General features: G+C 68.6%; 20 protein-coding genes. 12 read left to right on the forward strand and 8 right to left on the reverse strand.

What is annotated here, in order from left to right; translation table 11 throughout:
- Window positions 1-14: 14 nt before the first annotated feature.
- From JOD67_RS03085 to secD, 3 genes are all read left to right on the forward strand, one after another.
- Complete coding sequence (locus JOD67_RS03085; protein ID WP_205114840.1) at window positions 15-335, forward strand: DUF6191 domain-containing protein; 321 nt, start codon at window positions 15-17, stop codon at window positions 333-335.
- 46 nt (window positions 336-381) lie between these two features.
- Window positions 382-747: a hypothetical protein gene (locus JOD67_RS03090; RefSeq protein ID WP_205114843.1), complete on the forward strand. Its 366-nt coding sequence runs from the start codon at window positions 382-384 to the stop codon at window positions 745-747.
- Between the two features lie 69 nt (window positions 748-816).
- Window positions 817-3,147: a protein translocase subunit SecD gene (gene secD, locus JOD67_RS03095; RefSeq protein ID WP_205114845.1), complete on the forward strand. Its 2,331-nt coding sequence runs from the start codon at window positions 817-819 to the stop codon at window positions 3,145-3,147.
- A 501-nt stretch (window positions 3,148-3,648) separates the two neighbouring features.
- Here secD and JOD67_RS03100 read toward each other — a convergent pair.
- A complete protein-coding gene (locus JOD67_RS03100) occupies window positions 3,649-4,389 on the reverse strand; it encodes an SDR family oxidoreductase (RefSeq protein ID WP_205114847.1) in 741 nt (246 codons plus the stop codon).
- 58 nt (window positions 4,390-4,447) lie between these two features.
- On the opposite strand from JOD67_RS03100, the gene JOD67_RS03105 reads away from it, so the two are divergent.
- Together JOD67_RS03105 and JOD67_RS03110 are read left to right on the forward strand one after the other, a co-directional pair.
- Entirely contained in the window at window positions 4,448-4,846 is a 399-nt protein-coding gene (locus JOD67_RS03105; RefSeq protein ID WP_205114850.1) for a carboxymuconolactone decarboxylase family protein, read from the forward strand.
- Between the two features lie 32 nt (window positions 4,847-4,878).
- Window positions 4,879-5,790 (forward strand): aldose 1-epimerase family protein, encoded by a 912-nt coding sequence (locus JOD67_RS03110; protein ID WP_205114852.1) that lies wholly within the window; start codon window positions 4,879-4,881, stop codon window positions 5,788-5,790.
- On the opposite strand, the gene JOD67_RS03115 is transcribed toward JOD67_RS03110, so the two are convergent.
- Complete coding sequence (locus JOD67_RS03115; RefSeq protein WP_205114854.1) at window positions 5,777-6,583, reverse strand: alpha/beta fold hydrolase; 807 nt, start codon at window positions 6,581-6,583, stop codon at window positions 5,777-5,779. The genes JOD67_RS03110 and JOD67_RS03115 overlap by 14 nt on opposite strands.
- 204 nt (window positions 6,584-6,787) lie before the next feature.
- On the opposite strand from JOD67_RS03115, the gene dnaN reads away from it, so the two are divergent.
- A complete protein-coding gene (dnaN, locus tag JOD67_RS03120; protein WP_205114863.1) occupies window positions 6,788-7,918 on the forward strand; it encodes a DNA polymerase III subunit beta in 1,131 nt (376 codons plus the stop codon).
- Here the strand turns inward: dnaN and JOD67_RS03125 are convergent.
- Window positions 7,915-8,370 (reverse strand): winged helix-turn-helix domain-containing protein, encoded by a 456-nt coding sequence (locus JOD67_RS03125; protein WP_205114865.1) that lies wholly within the window; start codon window positions 8,368-8,370, stop codon window positions 7,915-7,917. The genes dnaN and JOD67_RS03125 overlap by 4 nt on opposite strands.
- 11 nt (window positions 8,371-8,381) lie before the next feature.
- Window positions 8,382-8,936 carry a G/U mismatch-specific DNA glycosylase gene (mug, locus tag JOD67_RS03130; RefSeq protein ID WP_205114867.1) on the reverse strand — a complete coding sequence of 185 codons (555 nt, stop codon included), beginning with the start codon at window positions 8,934-8,936 and terminating at the stop codon, window positions 8,382-8,384.
- A gap of 183 nt (window positions 8,937-9,119) precedes the next feature.
- Here mug and JOD67_RS03135 point away from each other — a divergent pair, with 183 nt between their 5' ends.
- Entirely contained in the window at window positions 9,120-9,938 is an 819-nt protein-coding gene (locus JOD67_RS03135) for a ferritin-like domain-containing protein (protein ID WP_205114869.1), read from the forward strand.
- Here JOD67_RS03135 and JOD67_RS03140 read toward each other — a convergent pair.
- Entirely contained in the window at window positions 9,904-10,668 is a 765-nt protein-coding gene (locus tag JOD67_RS03140) for an SDR family NAD(P)-dependent oxidoreductase (protein WP_205114871.1), read from the reverse strand. The genes JOD67_RS03135 and JOD67_RS03140 overlap by 35 nt on opposite strands.
- 24 nt (window positions 10,669-10,692) lie before the next feature.
- On the opposite strand from JOD67_RS03140, the gene JOD67_RS03145 reads away from it, so the two are divergent.
- Window positions 10,693-11,109, forward strand: a complete 417-nt coding sequence (locus JOD67_RS03145) for a MerR family transcriptional regulator (RefSeq protein ID WP_205114873.1) — start codon at window positions 10,693-10,695, stop codon at window positions 11,107-11,109.
- Window positions 11,106-11,483 carry a VOC family protein gene (locus JOD67_RS03150; protein WP_205114875.1) on the forward strand — a complete coding sequence of 126 codons (378 nt, stop codon included), beginning with the start codon at window positions 11,106-11,108 and terminating at the stop codon, window positions 11,481-11,483. Before JOD67_RS03145 ends, JOD67_RS03150 begins: the two co-directional genes overlap by 4 nt.
- Here JOD67_RS03150 and JOD67_RS03155 read toward each other — a convergent pair.
- Window positions 11,480-12,040 carry a TetR/AcrR family transcriptional regulator gene (locus JOD67_RS03155; RefSeq protein ID WP_205114877.1) on the reverse strand — a complete coding sequence of 187 codons (561 nt, stop codon included), beginning with the start codon at window positions 12,038-12,040 and terminating at the stop codon, window positions 11,480-11,482. The genes JOD67_RS03150 and JOD67_RS03155 overlap by 4 nt on opposite strands.
- A 135-nt stretch (window positions 12,041-12,175) precedes the next feature.
- On the opposite strand from JOD67_RS03155, the gene JOD67_RS03160 reads away from it, so the two are divergent.
- From JOD67_RS03160 to JOD67_RS41670, 3 genes are all read left to right on the forward strand, one after another.
- The gene (locus JOD67_RS03160) at window positions 12,176-13,708 is read left to right on the forward strand and encodes an MDR family MFS transporter (RefSeq protein ID WP_205114879.1); all 1,533 of its coding nucleotides are present in this window, start codon (window positions 12,176-12,178) and stop codon (window positions 13,706-13,708) included.
- A gap of 129 nt (window positions 13,709-13,837) precedes the next feature.
- A complete protein-coding gene (locus JOD67_RS41665) occupies window positions 13,838-14,926 on the forward strand; it encodes a Leu/Phe/Val dehydrogenase (RefSeq protein WP_205114882.1) in 1,089 nt (362 codons plus the stop codon).
- Between the two features lie 225 nt (window positions 14,927-15,151).
- The gene (locus tag JOD67_RS41670) at window positions 15,152-15,346 is read left to right on the forward strand and encodes an aminoglycoside phosphotransferase family protein (protein WP_205114883.1); all 195 of its coding nucleotides are present in this window, start codon (window positions 15,152-15,154) and stop codon (window positions 15,344-15,346) included.
- On the opposite strand, the gene JOD67_RS03175 is transcribed toward JOD67_RS41670, so the two are convergent.
- Both JOD67_RS03175 and JOD67_RS03180 read right to left on the reverse strand, forming a co-directional pair.
- Entirely contained in the window at window positions 15,336-15,719 is a 384-nt protein-coding gene (locus JOD67_RS03175) for a VOC family protein (RefSeq protein ID WP_205114893.1), read from the reverse strand. The two genes, JOD67_RS41670 and JOD67_RS03175, sit on opposite strands and share 11 nt — an antisense overlap.
- A 93-nt stretch (window positions 15,720-15,812) precedes the next feature.
- Window positions 15,813-16,772, reverse strand: a complete 960-nt coding sequence (locus tag JOD67_RS03180) for an acetylxylan esterase (RefSeq protein WP_205114901.1) — start codon at window positions 16,770-16,772, stop codon at window positions 15,813-15,815.
- Window positions 16,773-16,777: the final 5 nt, after the last annotated feature.

Consider the following 16,777-nt stretch of genomic DNA (forward strand, 5'->3'; position numbering starts at 1 on the left):
TCGTATCTACAGACATGAGTAGCGGCTGGGTCCTGCCGACCGTGCTGTCCCTGGTGGGCACGGCGTCGGCCGTCGCGCTGTTCCCGGCGCTCAGCAGCGCCCTGCAGAAGCACCGTCCGGAGGGCAAGGGCGCGCAGCTGGTCTCTCTCGGGCTCGAACAGATCGACCCGATCTTCAACCAGAACCGGATGCACCTGACCAAGCAGCGTGAGTACGAGGCGATCATGCCCGCGCGCAAGGAGGACGGCGCGCCGCCGCGGACCAAGATCGATCTCGAGCAGGGCCGGGCGACCGTTCGCCTTCCGGCCAAAGACACCGATCAGGGAACCACTTAGACTGAGCCCCGCTCGATTCAGACCGACGAAGCGGGGAGGGTACGAGATGCGCGTCCGCGCCGCGCTCGCGTGGACCCTCGGGCTCGTGGCCGCGGTCGTGGGCCTCGGCCACGGGGCGGCGAGTGCTCAGCAGCCGACGTCGTCGGTACGGATGCAGGCGTTCTCCGCCTCGTCCGGCCAGAGCAGCCGCGGCACCCTCGTCGAGTCCAACTCCCCGATCGCCGTCGCGGTCGCGAGCAAGACCTCGGCCAAGCAGCATCGCACCGCTCCGATCGGCCTGGTCGCGAGCAACTGGACGCTCGACCGGCCGACCGCGTACCTCGCCGAGCCGACCGCGGCCGTGGGCCGGCCCGCGGGCACGAGCAGTCGAGGCGCGAACGTACGAGGCCCGCCCGGCGCACCCCGCGCCTGAGCCGACCTTCCTTCCTCCCTTGGGCGCACGCGGACCTTACTCACGCACCAAGCGCCCATCGGAGGCACTGTGTCTCGTGCACCACTCATCCGCGCCTTACTGACTTTCCTCATCCTCGGCGGCGCGTTGTTCTTCGCCGTCAGCACGCCCGCCAAGCTCGGCCTCGACCTGCGCGGCGGCACCCAGATCGTGCTCGAAGCGTCCGACAGCCCGACCACGAAGGCCAACGCCGAGTCGACCGACCGCGCGATCGGCGTGCTCAACCGGCGCGTCGACTCCCTCGGCGTCGCCGAGGCGAACGTCAGCCGTTCCGGCGAACGCCGCATCATCATCGAGCTGCCCGGCCTGCAGGACCCGCGCGAAGCGGTCGAGGTGATCGGCCGGACCGCGCAGCTCACGTTCCACTCCGTTCTCGGCGCCGAGGCACCACCGGCCACGCCGACGCCGACCCCGTCGCCGACGAAGGCCGCGGACCCGACCAAGGAACGGGTGATCAACGACGAGTCCGGTCAGCCGATCAAGATCGGCCCGGCCGCGCTCACCGGTGAGGACGTCACCGACGCCTCCGGCGGGTACGACCCGCAGCAGGGTCTGACCTGGTTCGTCAACGTCGACTTCAGCGGGCCTGGCGGAACGAAGTGGAAGAACCTCACCGCGAAGGCCGCCTGCGCCCAGCCCGGCGACCCGACGCGCCGCGTCGCGATCGTGCTCGACAACGAGGTCATCTCCTCGCCGCAGGTCGTCCAGGAGGTCGGCTGCAACGTCGGCATGACCGGCGGCCAGACCCAGATCACCGGCGACTTCGACCAGCAGTCGGCGCAGGAGCTCGGCACGCTGATCAAGGGCGGCGCGCTGCCCGTTCCCGTCGAGGTCATCGAGCAGCGGACCGTCGGCCCGACGCTCGGCGAAGAGGCGATCGAGGCGAGCGCGAAGGCCGGCATCATCGGTCTGATCCTCACCGGCCTGTTCATCATCGTGGTCTACCGGCTGGTCGGCTTCCTCGCGACGGTCGCTCTTGCCTGCTACGCGCTGATCTCGTACGCCGTGCTCGTCGCATTGAATGCCACGTTGACGTTGCCTGGCCTGGCGGGCTTCGTGCTCGCGATCGGTATGGCGATCGATGCGAACGTGTTGGTGTTCGAACGAGCGCGAGAGGAGTACGCCGCCTCGCCCAAACGCGGCCTGGCATCCGCCGTTCCCCGCGGGTTCCAGGGTGCCTGGTCGGCGATCATCGACTCGAACGTGACCACGTTGCTCTCGGCCGGTCTGCTGTTCTTCCTGGCGTCGGGCGCGGTCCGAGGGTTCGGTGTCACGCTGACCGTCGGTGTGCTGGCGTCGATGGTCTCGGCGCTGATCATCTCCCGGGTGCTGGTCGAGTGGGCGGTGCGTCGTTCGTTCGTCATGAAGCGACCCCGCCTTACCGGTTTGGCGAACATCGGGCGGATCCGTACCTGGCTCACCGAGCGCAACCCCAACCTGATGAAGCGCAGCAAGCTGTGGCTCGGCATCTCCGCGGCGCTGCTCGTCGTCGCGATCGCGGGCATCGCGATCCGCGGGCTGAACTTCGGCGTGGAGTTCACCGGTGGGCGGCTGATCGAGTACTCGATGTCCAAGCCAGTCGACGTGAACGACGCGCGTGCCGCGGTGGCGGACGCCGGCTTCCCGCGGGCTGTCGTACAGACGTCGAACAACGACAACATCTCGGTGCGAACGTCGCAGCTCACGCCGACGGATGAGGATCGAATCCGCGCGGAGCTGGGGAAGGTCGGCGGGGACGTTCAGGAGATCCGGGACGAGCTGATCGGGCCATCGCTGGGTGACGAACTGCGGCTCAAGGCGTTGATCGCGTTGGGGGTCGCACTGTTGGCCCAGATGGTCTATCTGGCCATCCGGTTCCGATGGATGTTCGGCGTCGCGGCGATGTTGACGATGTTCCACGACATCGTGCTGGTGGTGGGTCTGTTCGCCTGGCTGGGCAAGTCCATCGACGGCGTCTTCCTGGCCGCGGCGTTGACGATCATCGGTCGATCTGTGAACGACGTCGTGGTGGTGTTCGACCGAATCCGCGAGCTCTGGGCAGCGCATCCGAAGGTGCCGTTCGCGGAATCTGCGAACACCGCGGTCCTGCAGACGGTGCCGCGAACGATCAACACCGGCCTGGGCGCGATGTTCATCCTTGGAGCGTTGACGATTCTCGGCGGCGACTCCTTGACGGACTTCGCGATGGCGTTGTTGGTCGGTCTGGTCGTGGGTACGTACTCGTCGGGCCTCACCTCGCCCCCGTTGGCCATCGCGCTGCAGAGCAAGTGGCCGTCCCGTCCGCCGCGGGTGAAGTCCCGCATGCCCGAAGCGGTCGCCCGCAAGCGCGCCCAACGCTCGAGCTCCGGAGCAGTCGTCTAACCACCACGTTGCGAATGAGGGCGTCCCTCTATCGATCTATTCGATAGAGGGACGCCCTCATTCGAAACCAGGAGCAGACCGAACCCCCGGCTTCATCCGAGCCACAAGAGACCGTGGGCTCCACAAGCCACCCAAGCACGGCAGCAGACCTGGACCGCAAGCAGGCCTGCCCCGGACACCTGTTCCGGGGGGCAGGGGCGGCGCGTGAAAAGCAGGTGGCCACACTCGACCGCCGCCACAGACCCGAGAGCACCACCTCGAGAACAGCTCTCATCGAGGACCGCACCAAGACAGCACCAGAACCAGAAGAGCTTCGCCACCCACAACCGGCATTGGATGAAGGGCACCTTCATCCAAACCAGCCGGTGATCATGATGGTGATCGTGAAGCCAAACCGGTCATATACGCCGGGTTCGCCTTCATGATCACGCTCATGATCACGAACCGGCGCGCTAGATGCTTCGAGCGCGAAGGATCCCAACCTCGAGAGGCTGGTCCTGGCTAGGGCAACCCTCCGCCGGCGCGGATGTTCTGGCCGGTGATCCAGCCGCCGTCGGGGCTGGCGAGGAAGGCGACCACGTTGGCGATGTCCATGGGTTGGCCGAGGCGGCCCAGCGGGATGTACGCCGGCAGCGCTTCCAACGCCTCCGGTGGGTTCGAGGCGCGCAGCAGATCCGTGTCCGTGGCGCCCGGCGAGACCACGTTCACCGTGATCCCCCGCGCGCCGAGCTCGCGGGACGCGACCAGCGCGAACTGTTCGATCGCGCCCTTCACCCCCTGATACAGCGCGTTCCGCGGCGCCGGCAGGACGGTGTTGATCGTCGAGATGTTGATGATCCGGCCGAAGTCGCGCAACCGCACGGACGCCTCCTGCATCGCGAAGAACGTGCCCTTCGCGTTCGCGTCGAACATCGCGTCGTACTGCTCCTCGGTCACCTCCGCCATCGCGAGCGGGCTGCCCGAAGCCGCGTTGTTCACGAGGATGTCGAGCTCGCCGAGCACCTCGTCGGCCTCGGCGAAGAGGTTGCGTACGTCGTCCAGCCGCCCGAGGTCGACGCGTACGGCCGACGCCTCGCCACCCTTCGATGCCACGACATCGACGACCTCCGCGGCCAGGGAGTCGTTGGCATGGAAGCTGAACAACACCCGCGCCCCATCGGAAGCGAGCCGCTCCACGATCGCCCGTCCGATCCCCCGCGAGCCGCCCGTGACGACCGCGGTCTTCCCCGCCAACATGCTCATATCCCGACCCTATGCGCGACTGGCGCTGGAGCGCACTCCAGCTCATAGGGTCGCGACCATGACACGGGAAGAAAGCTACGCACACGGATTCGAGGTCCTGAAGAGTATCGACGGCGAAGCAGGCGAACGCGTCGTCGAATCCCTCCAGGACGTCAACCCCGAGCTCGCCCACCAGGTCGTCGCCTGGGGGTTCGGCGAGATCTACTCGCGACCCGCCCTGCAGCCACGCGACCGGCAGCTCGTCACGATCGGCATGCTCACCGCCCTCGGCGGCTGCGAGCCGCAGCTCGAGGTGCACGTCAACGCGGCACTGAACGTCGGGCTCACAGCGGAAGAGATCGTCGAGGCCATGCTGCACTCCGCCGGCTACTGCGGGTTCCCGCGCGCGCTCAACGCGACGTTCGTGGCCAAGAAGGTCTTCGCCGAACGCGGCCTGCTTCCCGTTCAGCAGTCCTGACGCCCCACAGCACCTGCCAATAGGGTGGCCGGATGCGAGCGAGCGGGGAGCAGTTCGAGATCGCAGCCGGCGACTACTCGGCGGTGGTGACCGAGGTCGGCGCGACGTTGCGGATGCTGCGGTACGAGGACCGCGACCTCGTCGCCGGCTTCGACGCCGACGAGATGATGCCGATGTTCCGCGGCGCCGTGATCGCGCCCTGGCCGAACCGGATCGCCGACGGCAAGTACGAGTTCGGCGGTGAGGCGTACCAGCTCCCGCTCAACGAGCCCGCCCGCCGCACCGCGCTGCACGGCCTGGTCAGCTGGGCCGCGTGGCGGGTCGCCTCGCATGAGCCGGGCAGTGTCGTGCTGACGCACCGGCTGTTCCCGCAGAGCGGCTACCCGTTCCTGCTCGACCTGACGATGTCGTACTCCCTGGACGACAAGGGCCTGACCTGCCAGCTCACCGCGGCGAACGCCGGTGACATCGAGGCCCCGTACGGCATGGCCTCGCACTCCTACCTCGTCGCCGGCCAGGGTCGCGTGGACGACTGGACGCTCACGCTCGGCGCGAGTACGTACCTCACCGTCACCCCGGACCGACTGCTCCCCGTCGGGCTCGTCGACGTGGGCGGAACGCCGTACGACTTCCGCGCCGGCCGGCCGCTGAGCGGGCTGTCCGTCGACCACGCGTTCACCGATCTCACGAGGTCCGGCGCGGGCCTGGCATCGGCGCAGCTCCTCGCCGGCGACGGCACGGGAGTCGAGGTCGTCTGGGACTCGACGACCTGCGGTTGGGCCCAGGTCCACACTGCGGACCGGCCCGAGCGCAGGTTCGACCGGGCGGGCCTTGCCTTCGAACCGATGACCTGCCCGCCCGACGCCTTCAACTCCGGCCGTGGCCTCGTCGTGCTGAAGCCGGGCGACGATCACCAAGCCTGGTGGCGAGTCAGCGCCTTGTGAGGACGTTGGCCAGCCACGGCTCGAGGACCGGTAGCAGGTTGGCTGGCTGCATCGCGGTGAGGTGGTCGAGCCCTTCGAGGACCTCGACGTCCCAGCCGAGCTCGCGCAGCTCGGCGGCGTTGCGTACGACCGGTCCGGCCAGGTCGACGGTCACCCCGCCCCACCGTTCGCTGTAGACGATGCGGTCCGCCGAGCCGACGACTGCCAGCCGGGGACATTGCACCGCGGGCTGGGCGGCGCGGTCGTCGAACCCGCGCAGGCCTTGGTAGAGCGTCATGAACTGCCGGGTCACCGGCTCGGGCACGGTCAGCTCGACGGTCTCCCAGTCGATCTCGCCGTCCTGCGCCGGCTGTGCCGGCTGCGTCGCCGGCTCTGACGGCTTGGGGTTGAGCGACAGCTGGTGGGTCGCCTCCGTCACGGCGAGCATCTCCGCGTACGGCCCGTCGAGCGGCGGGTAGCCGCCCATCACGAGCGCGTCGAGACGGTCGGTACGGATCGCGAGCTGCAGGCCGGCGAGGGCGAGCCAGGAGTAGCCGTAGTACGCGAACCGCTCGGCGCCAGCCGCGTCGGCGATCGCGAGCAGATCGGCGGCGAGGTTGTCGGGCGTCAACGTGTCGGGCTTCGGCGTGGCCATCGTGTGAGCGGTGAGATCGAAGCCGACGACGTGGAACGTGTCCGCGAGCTCGTCGACGAGGCCCTTGGTGAGCTCGTCGACGGCCACCAGAACGGTCGGTCCAGAACCGGCGACGGTGAGGTCGATCGTGCTGTCGTCGTGGAGGGTCGCTTGCGGCATGGCACGTCTCCGTACGGCGTAAGGAATTCGATGAGGCGACCATACCTTAGGGCGTAAGGAGTTGTCGAGAGCTCGGCAGCCGCCCCGATCCCCGGCTCACCTGTGGGCAAGTGCGCGCCCCTGTATCCACAGCACCATGCTCGCCGCCGTACTTGTCGGTGCAGGGAGGTACGGTCTGTCTCTCACACCTTGGGGAGGGACACGATGCGCTTCGTCAGCGAGAGCTCGGCATTGGGTCGCGCGGCGACATTCTCCGCCCGGCATACGTCGGGTCATGCGGCCCCGATCCCGGCGTTGACGGGCCTGCGGATCGCGACCGAGGACGGCGCCGTACGGCTGACCGGGTACGACTACGAGGCCAGCTCGACCGTGCTGCTGCCGGTCGAGGTGGAGGAGCCGGGCGAGGTGCTGCTGCCGGGCCGGGTGTTCGCCGAGATCGTGCACGCGCTGCCGTCGGGGTCGGTCGAGGTACGCACGGTGGACGGCGTCACCGAGATCCGCACCAGCACGATCGACTTCACGCTGCCCACGTTGCCGCTCCAGGACTATCCGGAGCTGCCGCAGCCACCGGACGCGGTTGGCGCGGTCGACGCCGAGGCGTTCACGCGCGCCGCGGTGCGGATGGCGCGGATCGCGATGCGCGACGACGTGGTGCCGGTGCTGACGGGCACCTTGCTGGAGCTCACCGACGAGACGGTCACGCTGACCTCCTCTGACCGGTACAGGATCGCGATCCACGAGCAGCCGTGGAAGCCGACCGGGACGTCCGCTCCCGCGCGGGCGGTCGTGTCGGCGCGGATGCTCGCGGACGCGGCGAAGAGCCTGGGCAGCAAGGGCACGTTGACGATCGGGCTGCGCGTCGGTGGCGGCGAGTCGCTGGTCAGCCTGGGCGACGAGCACCAGGTGACGACGATGCGCCTGCTCGACGACAACTACCCGCCGCTGCGCTCGAAGGTCCCGACCGAGTTCGCCGGTTCGGTGACCGTCGGCGTCGAGGACCTGCGGGCGGCGCTGCGACGGGTGTGCATCGTGGCCGACCGGTACGCGGGCGTGGTGCTCGGCATCGAGGAGACCCGGCTCGTGGTCGGCGCGACCGGCGACGTCGACACCCGCGGCAGCGAGCGGCTGCCAGCGCGGCTGTCGGGAGCGGCGGGAACGGTGTCGTTCAACGCCGGCTACCTGCTCGACGGGCTCGAGGGCGTCGACACCGACTTCGTCGTGCTGTCGTACAACGAGGGCCTCCGCCCCGCCCTGCTGCGCGGCACCACGGCGCTGGAAGGTGGTGAGCCGAGGGAGGACTCGACCTACGTCGCGATGCCCCGCCGACTGTCCTAATCCCGTAGCGGGTGCAGGTCGACGGGCGTCAGCACCCAGCGGAAGCCGTACTTGGTGCCACTGCGGTCACCGGCGCCCGGCGCGAAGTACTCGGCGATCAACGCCATCAGCCGATCGCGGAACTCGGCGGCCTGCTCGGTCGACATCCGGCTGGCATGCTCCTCGCCCGCCTGGACGTAGTCGCTGCCGAACATCCCGGCCTCGGCATCGGCGAACGCCTGGACGAAGTCGTGCACGCTCGCCTCGGGCACCAGGGTCACCGGCCCCGGCTCGGCCTCGTCCGGCACCGGAACGTCGGTCCGCTGCCAACGCTCGCCGCCGACGACGTGGCCCGTCGCGGCGAGCCGCTCCAGATGCCAGAGCACCCGGGCATCGTTGATCTGCAGGTCGTTGGCAAGCTCGTCGACGGTCCGGGGTTCGGTGAGTGCTTCGAGGATCCTTCGGGGCAGCATGCTCCGTGACCTTAGTCACCCTGGGCCGCACGCCGGAGCTCGGCGAAAGCGGCGGCCAGCGTCGACGCGGTGAAGTGCGCGTTCAGCCCGCTCGGGTTCGGCAGCACCCACAACCGGGACGGACCGAGCGGCTCCGGCTGCTCGCCGAACACAGCCTTCGGCCGCTCGAAAGCGGTCCGGTACGCGGTGATGCCGACGATCGCGACGAACCGCGGCGCGTAGCGCGAAGCCAGCGCCGCGAGCCGTACGCCGCCAGCCCGCAGCTCCTCCGCGGCCAGCTCGTCAGCCCGCGCCGTGGCGCGTGGCGCGACGTTCGTGATGCCCAGCCCATACGTCAACAACTCCGACTGCTCGCGCGGAAGCAGCAGCCGCGGGGTGAGGCCGGACTGGTGCAGCGCGGGCCAGAACCGATTGCCCGGACGGGCAAAGTGCCAACCCGTCGCGGCCGACATCAGACCCGGGTTGATGCCCGAGAACAGGATCGTCAGGCCCGGCGCCACGACGTCCGGCAGCAGCTTCGTACGCGCAGCCTCCAGTGCCGCGCGATCGAGTCGAGGAGCGGTCATCGCTCCCATCGTCCACCACTCGGACATGCCCCTGACCGGATCCTAGTCAAAGGCGAATGCTTGTTCTATATTCTCACCGACTCGTAGCCCGTAGGGCAACGGGTGGACACATTGCAGCGGCAATCTTGGATCGGGACCCATCCGGCCACGAGCGGGGTCCGAACACCAACCGGAGATGGGCCAATGGCATTCGAACTGGACACGTACAAACAAGAAGCCGCAGCGGTCAACGTGGACGACATCGACTTCGACGACTTCCGTCGACAGCCGCTGTCGCCAGCAGCGCTGCGCTGCCTTCACTACATGGCAGACGTCGAGACCCACACGGTCTGCTACCTACGCGACCTGCTGGTCACGCCGTCGCACCAGAACCCGCGCATCACGACGTTCCTCACCATGTGGAACTACGAGGAGTTCTGGCACGGCGACGTGATCGACCGGATCCTCGCCATGCACGCCGAGGAAGCCGGCCTGATCCGGCACCGCAAGGTGCGGCTCAAGCAGGGCATCAAGAACGTTGTCAGTCCGATCACCCAATGCCTCACCGCCGCCGTCGTGGGCGACGACTTCATCGCGACCCACATGAGCTGGGGCGCGGTGAACGAGTGGTCCGCACACGCCGCGTACGCGCGCCTGATCGCGGTCGAGGACCACCCGACGCTGACCAAGATCCTGCGCCGGATCCAGCACCAGGAGACCCGCCACCTCGCGTTCTACTACTCCGAGGCCAAGGAGCGGCTGGAGCGCAGCAAGAAGGCGCAGAACATCACCCGCTGGGCGCTCGCGAAGCTGTGGGCACCGGTCGGGTCGACGATCGCACCGAAGTACGAGACCCGCTTCATGCTCAACCACCTGTTCAACAGCGACGGCGGCCCGAAGACCATCTTCATGCTCGACCAGAAGGTCGACAAGCTGCCCGGACTCGCCGGCCTGGACCTGGTCAGCAAGGCGTTGACGAAGTACGGGATCAGACTCCCGCGCTTCGACCCTGCCGTTGCCTGAGCCAGTCGTCGAACTGGGACGCGTCGATCCGTTCGTCGTGCACGCCCACCGCTTCGGCGGAGGCGAGCCAGACGATGGGAGGACCCATCACGTCGGGCTGCAGGATGCGCAGCCCGGCGGGCACGTCGTCGGGGAACATCCCGGTGACGGTCGCCGATCCGGGCATCAGCAGGTTGACGGTGATGCCCGTTCCTTCGAGGTCGGCGGCCATGATCCGGGACAGCGACTCGCTGCCGGCGCGGGAGGGGCCGTACGGGACGAAGCCGGTCCGGCGCATGCTCTGCTCGTTGACCGCGATGTTGACGATGCGGCCGCTGCCGGCGGCGAGCATGCGCGGGACCACCTCGCGCGCCACCAGGAAGTAGCCGGTCAGGTTGGTCTCGACGACGGCGCGGAAGCCGTCCGCCGGCACCTCCCAGAAGCGGGTCGGCTGGGTGAGGAAGTTCGGGTTGACCGTACGCATGCCGATGCCCGCGTTGTTGACCAGCAGGTCGATGCCGCGCAGGCGTTCCCACACCTCGGCGACGCCTTCGCTCACCGCCGTCTCGTCGCGGACGTCGAGCCCCAGGCCGATCGCGTTCGGCAGGCTCGCGGCGACCTCCTTCGCGCGCTCCCCGGATCGCCCGGTCAGCGCGACGGTCGCGTCGTTCGCGGCGAGTGCCTCCGCCATCGCGAGCCCCAGCCCGCTCGTCCCTCCGGTGATCAGGATCTTCTTCGCGTTTCCGTCCATGGCCTCGACGGTAGAATTGAGAGCGTGCTCGAAGTCAAGGACGACTGCGTCAGCATCGGCGAGGCAGCGCGGCTGACCGGGGTGAGCGTGCACACATTGCGGTACTACGAGCGGGCCGGGCTGGTCGTGACGACGATCGACCGTACGACGTCGGGCCGGCGGCGGTACTCCAAGCTCGACCTGGAGTGGATCCAGATCTGTACGAAGCTGCGGGCGACAGGGATGCCGATCCGGACCATCCGACGGTACGCGGAGCTGGTGTCGGAGGGCCGCGGGAACGAGAAGGAACGCCTCGCGCTGATGGAGACCCACCGCGTCGAGGTGCTGGCCAAGCTCGCCGAGATCCAGGACAACCTCCGCGTCATCGACCACAAGATCGACGTCTACCGCGGCCGCCTCGAAGCCGGCGACGCCGACCACCTCTGGGCGCCGCAGCCATGACGGGCGGCGCCGTCGTCTGGTGGGAGATCGAGACCCCGGATCCCGCCGGGGCGCAGGCGTTCTACGGCGACCTGTTCGGCTGGACGTTCCGGCGCGCGTTCGAGGGATCGGACCTCGGGCGGGACTACTGGATCATCACCTCGAGCGGCGGCGAGACGCTCGGCGGGCTCCAGTCAGGCGCGCACAGGCCGCAAGCGGGGGCGCGACTGTACGTTCAGGTCGACGACCTCGAGCAGACGATCGAGGCCGCGCTCGGTCGGGGAGCCACCCTCGAGCGGGGCCGGACGTTCCTCGGATCGGACGACTTCTGGTTCGCGAACCTGCTCGACCCGCAGGGTGTCTCGTTCGGCCTCTGGACCTCGGCTCCGGCCTAGATGTCGCGGACCAGGTCGAGGCTCACCACGAGGGCCGCCTCGCGCCGCGACTCCGGGGTCGACGTCTTGTCCTCGGCCATGATCGCCTGCGCCGTGTGCAGGCTCACCACCGCCAGCATCCCTCTGATCCGGTGCTCCAACGGGGCGTCCTCGGCCACCATCAGGCGGTGGATCGACTTCATCCGCGCGCGGAAGTCGTCCCCACTCACCCCCTTCGCCGCGGCCGGGTTCTGCTGGAAGAAGCGCATCGCCTGCCAGCCGTTCTGGACGATCGTCGAGTACCGCTCCAGGATCTCGCGGCGGATCTCCGCCGTACGCGGCTGCGAGTCCGCCCACGACACCAGCTCGTCGATGCTCGCCATGAAGTCGCCGACGAGCGAGGTGACGATCTCGTCCTTGGACTTGAAGTGGTAGTACAGCGCCGCCTTGGTCACGCCCAGGCGGTCGGCAATCTCGCGCAGCGAGGTCTTCTCGTACCCCTGCTCCCCGAACAGCTCGAACGCGACTTCCTGGATGCGCGTCCGCGTGTCACCGCGTTCGCTGGCTCCGGCACCCATCTTCGCGTACCTCCTCGCCTGACTTGACCAGCAATTTACTTGACGACCGGCAAGTAACCCACTTACCGTACGACAAGTAAGCATAACTTGCCTGCCGGCAAGTCAGCCAGTCCTCAACAACTCGGGAGCGTACCGATGTCCTCCACGCAGGCCCCCGCGACGCGACGGGAAGTCCTGTTCGTGTTGCCCGGTCTGATCCTGGCGATGCTCCTCGCCATGCTCGACCAGCTCATCGTCGGCACCGCGATGCCGACGATCGTGGGCGAGCTCGGCGGAGTCGAGCACCTGTCCTGGGTCGTGACCGCCTACGTCCTGACCTCCACCGTCTCGACGCCGCTGTACGGGAAGCTCGGCGACCTGTACGGCCGCAAGCGGCTGTTCATCTTCGCGATCATCGTCTTCCTGGCCGGCTCCGCGCTGTCGGGCATCGCCCAGTCGATGATCCAGCTGATCGGGTTCCGTGCCCTGCAGGGCCTCGGCGCCGGTGGCCTGATGGTCGGCGTGATGGCGATCATCGGCGACCTGGTCTCGCCGCGCGAACGTGGCAAGTACCAGGGGTACTTCGCCGCGACGATGGCCGCCGCGACGATCGCCGGCCCGCTGCTCGGCGGGTTCCTCACCGACCACCTGTCGTGGCGCTGGGTGTTCTACATCAACATCCCGCTCGGCATCCTCGCGCTGTTCGTGATCGCCGCCCGGTTGCACCTGCCGCGGCACACGATCAAGCACCAGATCGACTACCTCGGCGCTGCCCTGCTGACGGTCGCCGCGACCTCGATCGTGCTGGTCACGACCTGGGGCGGCTCGCAGTACGAATGGGGCTCGTTCCAGATCATCGGCCTGGCGATCCTCGGCGTCGTTGCCGCGGTGGCGTTCGTCTTCCAGGAGCGCCGCGCGGTCGAGCCGATCGTTCCGCTGCACGTGTTCAAGAGCCGCAACTTCACCGTGAGCACGCTGATGGGCTTCCTGGTCGGCGTCGCGATGTTCGGTGCGGTGACGTTCCTGCCGCTGTACCAGCAGACCGTGCAGGGCGCGTCGGCCACGAACAGCGGCCTGCTGCTCCTCCCGCTGATGGGCGGCTCGATGGTGATGTCGCTGGTCGTCGGTCAGATCATCACCCGTACGGGCCATTACCGAAGCTTCCCGATCATCGGCTCGGCGGCGATGGCTGTCGGCATCGGACTGCTCTCGATGCTCGATGTCGGTACCGGCAAGCTCGCCTCGGCGATCTTCATGGTCGTGCTGGGCATCGGCATGGGCCTGCTCATGCAGGTGGTGATGCTGCTCGCGCAGAACAGCGTCGAGATGAAGGACATGGGCGTCGCGAGCAGCACGTCGATGTTCGCGCGGTCGATCGGCGGCTCGATCGGTGTCTCGGTGTTCGGCGCGATCTTCGCCAGCCGGCTCACCGACGCACTGCCCAGCGGTGCCTCGGTCGGAGGCGGCACGAACATCGACCCGGCGATGCTCAGCCAGGTACCGCCGGAGGTCAAGACGTCGATCCTGGAAGCGATCGTGCACGCCACCCAAGGCGTGTTCCTCTGGGCGCTGCCGTTCGCGGTCCTGGCGTTCGTACTCAGCTGGTTCATCAAGAACGAGCCGCTGCGGGGCGCGCCATCCGCCGATGAGGCGCCGCCGCGGGACCTGGAGTCGGTCAGCTCGGTCTAGCCGTACGGAGTAAGGCACGTTCCCCCGAGGATGTGGAGGGGCCGGGTGTAGCTCACCCGGCCCCTCTATCGTTGGAGGTGGAGAGCCCGCACCACCCCTGAGCGGGCATGGACGAGGAGGGTCACCACCGTGACCGAATCCGCGACCGCCTCAGCCGTCTTCGGCCGGAGTAGCGGCCACGAGCAGGTTGTGTTCTGCTCCGATGAGCCGAGCGGACTGCGTGCGATCATCGCGATCTATTCGACTGCGCTCGGCCCAGCGCTCGGCGGTACGAGGTTCTACCCGTACGCGACCGAGGACGCGGCACTGACCGACGTGCTCAACCTCTCGAAGGCCATGGCGTACAAGGGTGCGCTCGCCGGCCTCGACCTCGGCGGCGGCAAGGCCGTGATCATCGGCGATCCTTCCCGCGACAAGTCCGAGGGTTTGCTGCGTGCGTACGGGCGGTTCGTGCAGTCGCTCGGCGGCCGGTACATCACCGCGTGCGACGTGGGCACGTACTCCCCCGACATGGACCTGGTGGCCCGCGAGTGCACGTACGTGACCGGCCGTACGGTCGAGCACGGCGGCGCGGGCGACTCGTCGATCCTCACCGCTTTCGGCGTTTTCCAGGGCATGCGCGCCTGCGCCGAACGCCTGTGGGGCTCCCCCACCCTGCACGGCCGCCGCGTCGGCATCGCCGGCGTCGGCAAGGTCGGCCGGCACCTGGTCGGACACCTGCTCGACGACGGCGCGTCGGTCGTGGTGACGGACGTGTCGGAACAGGCGATCGCGGCGGTGCGGCTGGAGTACCCGTCGGTCGACGTGGTCGACTCGGCCTCGGCGCTGGCAGCGTCCGACATCGACGTGTACGCGCCCTGCGCGCTGGGGTCGTCGCTCGACGACGCGACCGTCCTGTCCTTGCGCGCGCGAGCCGTCTGCGGCGGGGCGAACAACCAGCTCGCGCACGCGGGGATCGAGAAGATGCTCGAGGACCGCGGCATCCTGTACGCCCCGGACTACTGCGTGAACGCGGGCGGCCTGATCCAGGTCGCGGACGAGATCGAGGGCTTCGACTTCGCCCGCGCGAAGGCACGCGCGGCGAAGATCTACGAGACGACCGGCAAGGTCTTCTCCCTTGCCGAAGAGGAAGGCGTCCCACCCGCGGTGGCGGCCGACCGGCTGGCCGAACGCCGGATCGCCGAGATCGGCCGCCTCCGGAGCCTCTGGCTCGGCTGATCCCTCATGGGCCGAAACGATGCGGTGACCGTCAGTAGCGGGCTCGACCGTCACGATTCGTCCTACGCGATGCTGCTCGAGGAACTCCACCCGGAGTCGGTGACACCGTCGCCGACTCGGACAAGGCGATGTCCATCATCGGGCGGCTGGCCGGGCGTCTCGCCGTGCCGGCGCCACCCGACCTGCCCCGGTTGGCGCCAACGTTCGAACGATGGGCAGACAAACGTGCTCCGCGGAGTGCGCGAGGACTGGCTCGCGATCGATCCCCAGGGATACGTCGGTGAGATCGCGTTCGAGTGCCTCACCCATCCCCGCGACCGGTGGGCCGAAGCCATGAGGATGCCCGAGCCCGAGCGAGTGGTGCGCAGGCGGATCCGGATCTTCGCCGACGCCGCCAAGATCGACGGCCTCAGCTTCTGACGAGGCAGAACGGGTGGCCGGCGGGGTCGAGGTAGACGCGGAAGCTGGCGGTGGGTGAGTCGGGCTTGCCGGTCTCGCGTGCCCCGGCTGCCAGCGCGTGGTCGCGACCGGCGTCGAGGTCGGCGACCTCGATCTCGAGGTGCAGCATCTGCGGTACGCCTCGTTCGGGCCAGGTCGGTGGAACGAACTCCGGGTCGCGCTGGAAGCCCAGCGCCGGGCCGCCGTTCGGGGACTCCAGCGACACCCACTCGTCGTCTTCGTGGGTGATCTTCCAGCCCAGCAGCTGGCTGTAGAACTCGGCCAGCTCCCGTGGGTTCGGACAGTCCAGCGCGACCCCGCCGAGGGTCAGTGGGCCGGTCAGTCCAGCAGCCATCGTGGCACCTCCTGAAGACGTTGGAAGCACCACCATAGCGATTTAGCCGGTTACACGCACAGGGATTTCGCCCGCCCCAGGGCCCGGTGCGGGCTACCCAAGCAGGTCCTTGAGGAACCTCAACGCCTCGGCCTGCTGGTAGTTCGCGCCGCCCTCGTGCTTGTTGTACTCCCACACGCGCAGCTCCTTCGGGCCCGCGTAGTGGTGGTACGCCGCGTACACAGTCGACGGTGGGCACACGTTGTCCAGCAGCCCGACCGAGATCAGGCCGGAGCCCGCGCAGCGGGCGGCGAAGTTCACGCCGTCGAAGTACGACAGCGTCTTGAACGTCTCCTCCACCCGGCCGCGCCGGTCGCGCAGGTACCACTTGATCTCCGGGTACGGGCCGTCGTCCGCCACGTCGACCGCGCGCCGGTAGTGCGTCAGGAACGGCACGTCGGAGATCACCCCGACGACGTCCGAGGCCAGCCCGCCAGCGGCCAGCGCCAGGCCGCCACCCTGCGAGCCGCCCGTCACCACGATCTTCGCGGGATCGACCAGCGGATGCGTACGAGCCGCGTCGATCGCGCGTACGGCATCGGTCATCAGCCGCCGGTAGTAGTACGTCTCCGGCGACTCGACGCCCATCGTCATAAAGCCCGGGTACGACGGGGTGGTCGGGTACGGGTCGCGGTCCGGGGTGTCGCCACCCCGCTGGCCGCGCGTGTCCATGACGAAGTGCGCGCGCCCGGCACTCGCGTGCAGCAGCCACTGGTGCGGCAGGCCGCGGCCGCCGCCGTACCCGATGTACTCCACCACGCACGGCAGCGGCCCGTCGGCGCCGTGTGGCGTCACGAACCAGCCGCGGATCTCGTCGCCGCCGAAGCCGCGGTACGTCACGTCGGCGACGTCCACGGTCGAGAGCAACGCGTCCACGGGTTCGAACCGAGCATCGACAGGGTGCTGCCGCGCCTCATCGAGCGTCGCGGTCCAGAACGAGTCGAAGTCAGGCTGCTCCTCACGCTCGGGCTTGTAGGCCTCGAGGTCGGGCAGCTCCTTGTCGAAGATCGGCATGCGGA

The sequence above is a fragment of the Tenggerimyces flavus genome (assembly GCF_016907715.1).
In the GTDB taxonomy this organism is placed as follows: domain Bacteria; phylum Actinomycetota; class Actinomycetes; order Propionibacteriales; family Actinopolymorphaceae; genus Tenggerimyces; species Tenggerimyces flavus.

Coding starts and splice junctions, on each gene's coding strand:
- JOD67_RS03085 (WP_205114840.1), top strand. CDS start 15: ATGAGTAGCGGCTGGGTCCTGCCGACCGTGCTGTCCCTGGTGGGCACG.
- JOD67_RS03090 (WP_205114843.1), top strand. CDS start 382: ATGCGCGTCCGCGCCGCGCTCGCGTGGACCCTCGGGCTCGTGGCCGCG.
- JOD67_RS03100 (WP_205114847.1), bottom strand. CDS start 4,389: ATGAGCATGTTGGCGGGGAAGACCGCGGTCGTCACGGGCGGCTCGCGG.
- JOD67_RS03105 (WP_205114850.1), top strand. CDS start 4,448: ATGACACGGGAAGAAAGCTACGCACACGGATTCGAGGTCCTGAAGAGT.
- JOD67_RS03110 (WP_205114852.1), top strand. CDS start 4,879: ATGCGAGCGAGCGGGGAGCAGTTCGAGATCGCAGCCGGCGACTACTCG.
- JOD67_RS03115 (WP_205114854.1), bottom strand. CDS start 6,583: ATGCCGCAAGCGACCCTCCACGACGACAGCACGATCGACCTCACCGTC.
- dnaN (WP_205114863.1), top strand. CDS start 6,788: ATGCGCTTCGTCAGCGAGAGCTCGGCATTGGGTCGCGCGGCGACATTC.
- JOD67_RS03125 (WP_205114865.1), bottom strand. CDS start 8,370: ATGCTGCCCCGAAGGATCCTCGAAGCACTCACCGAACCCCGGACCGTC.
- mug (WP_205114867.1), bottom strand. CDS start 8,936: ATGACCGCTCCTCGACTCGATCGCGCGGCACTGGAGGCTGCGCGTACG.
- JOD67_RS03135 (WP_205114869.1), top strand. CDS start 9,120: ATGGCATTCGAACTGGACACGTACAAACAAGAAGCCGCAGCGGTCAAC.
- JOD67_RS03140 (WP_205114871.1), bottom strand. CDS start 10,668: ATGGACGGAAACGCGAAGAAGATCCTGATCACCGGAGGGACGAGCGGG.
- JOD67_RS03150 (WP_205114875.1), top strand. CDS start 11,106: ATGACGGGCGGCGCCGTCGTCTGGTGGGAGATCGAGACCCCGGATCCC.
- JOD67_RS03155 (WP_205114877.1), bottom strand. CDS start 12,040: ATGGGTGCCGGAGCCAGCGAACGCGGTGACACGCGGACGCGCATCCAG.
- JOD67_RS03160 (WP_205114879.1), top strand. CDS start 12,176: ATGTCCTCCACGCAGGCCCCCGCGACGCGACGGGAAGTCCTGTTCGTG.
- JOD67_RS03175 (WP_205114893.1), bottom strand. CDS start 15,719: ATGGCTGCTGGACTGACCGGCCCACTGACCCTCGGCGGGGTCGCGCTG.
- JOD67_RS03180 (WP_205114901.1), bottom strand. CDS start 16,772: ATGCCGATCTTCGACAAGGAGCTGCCCGACCTCGAGGCCTACAAGCCC.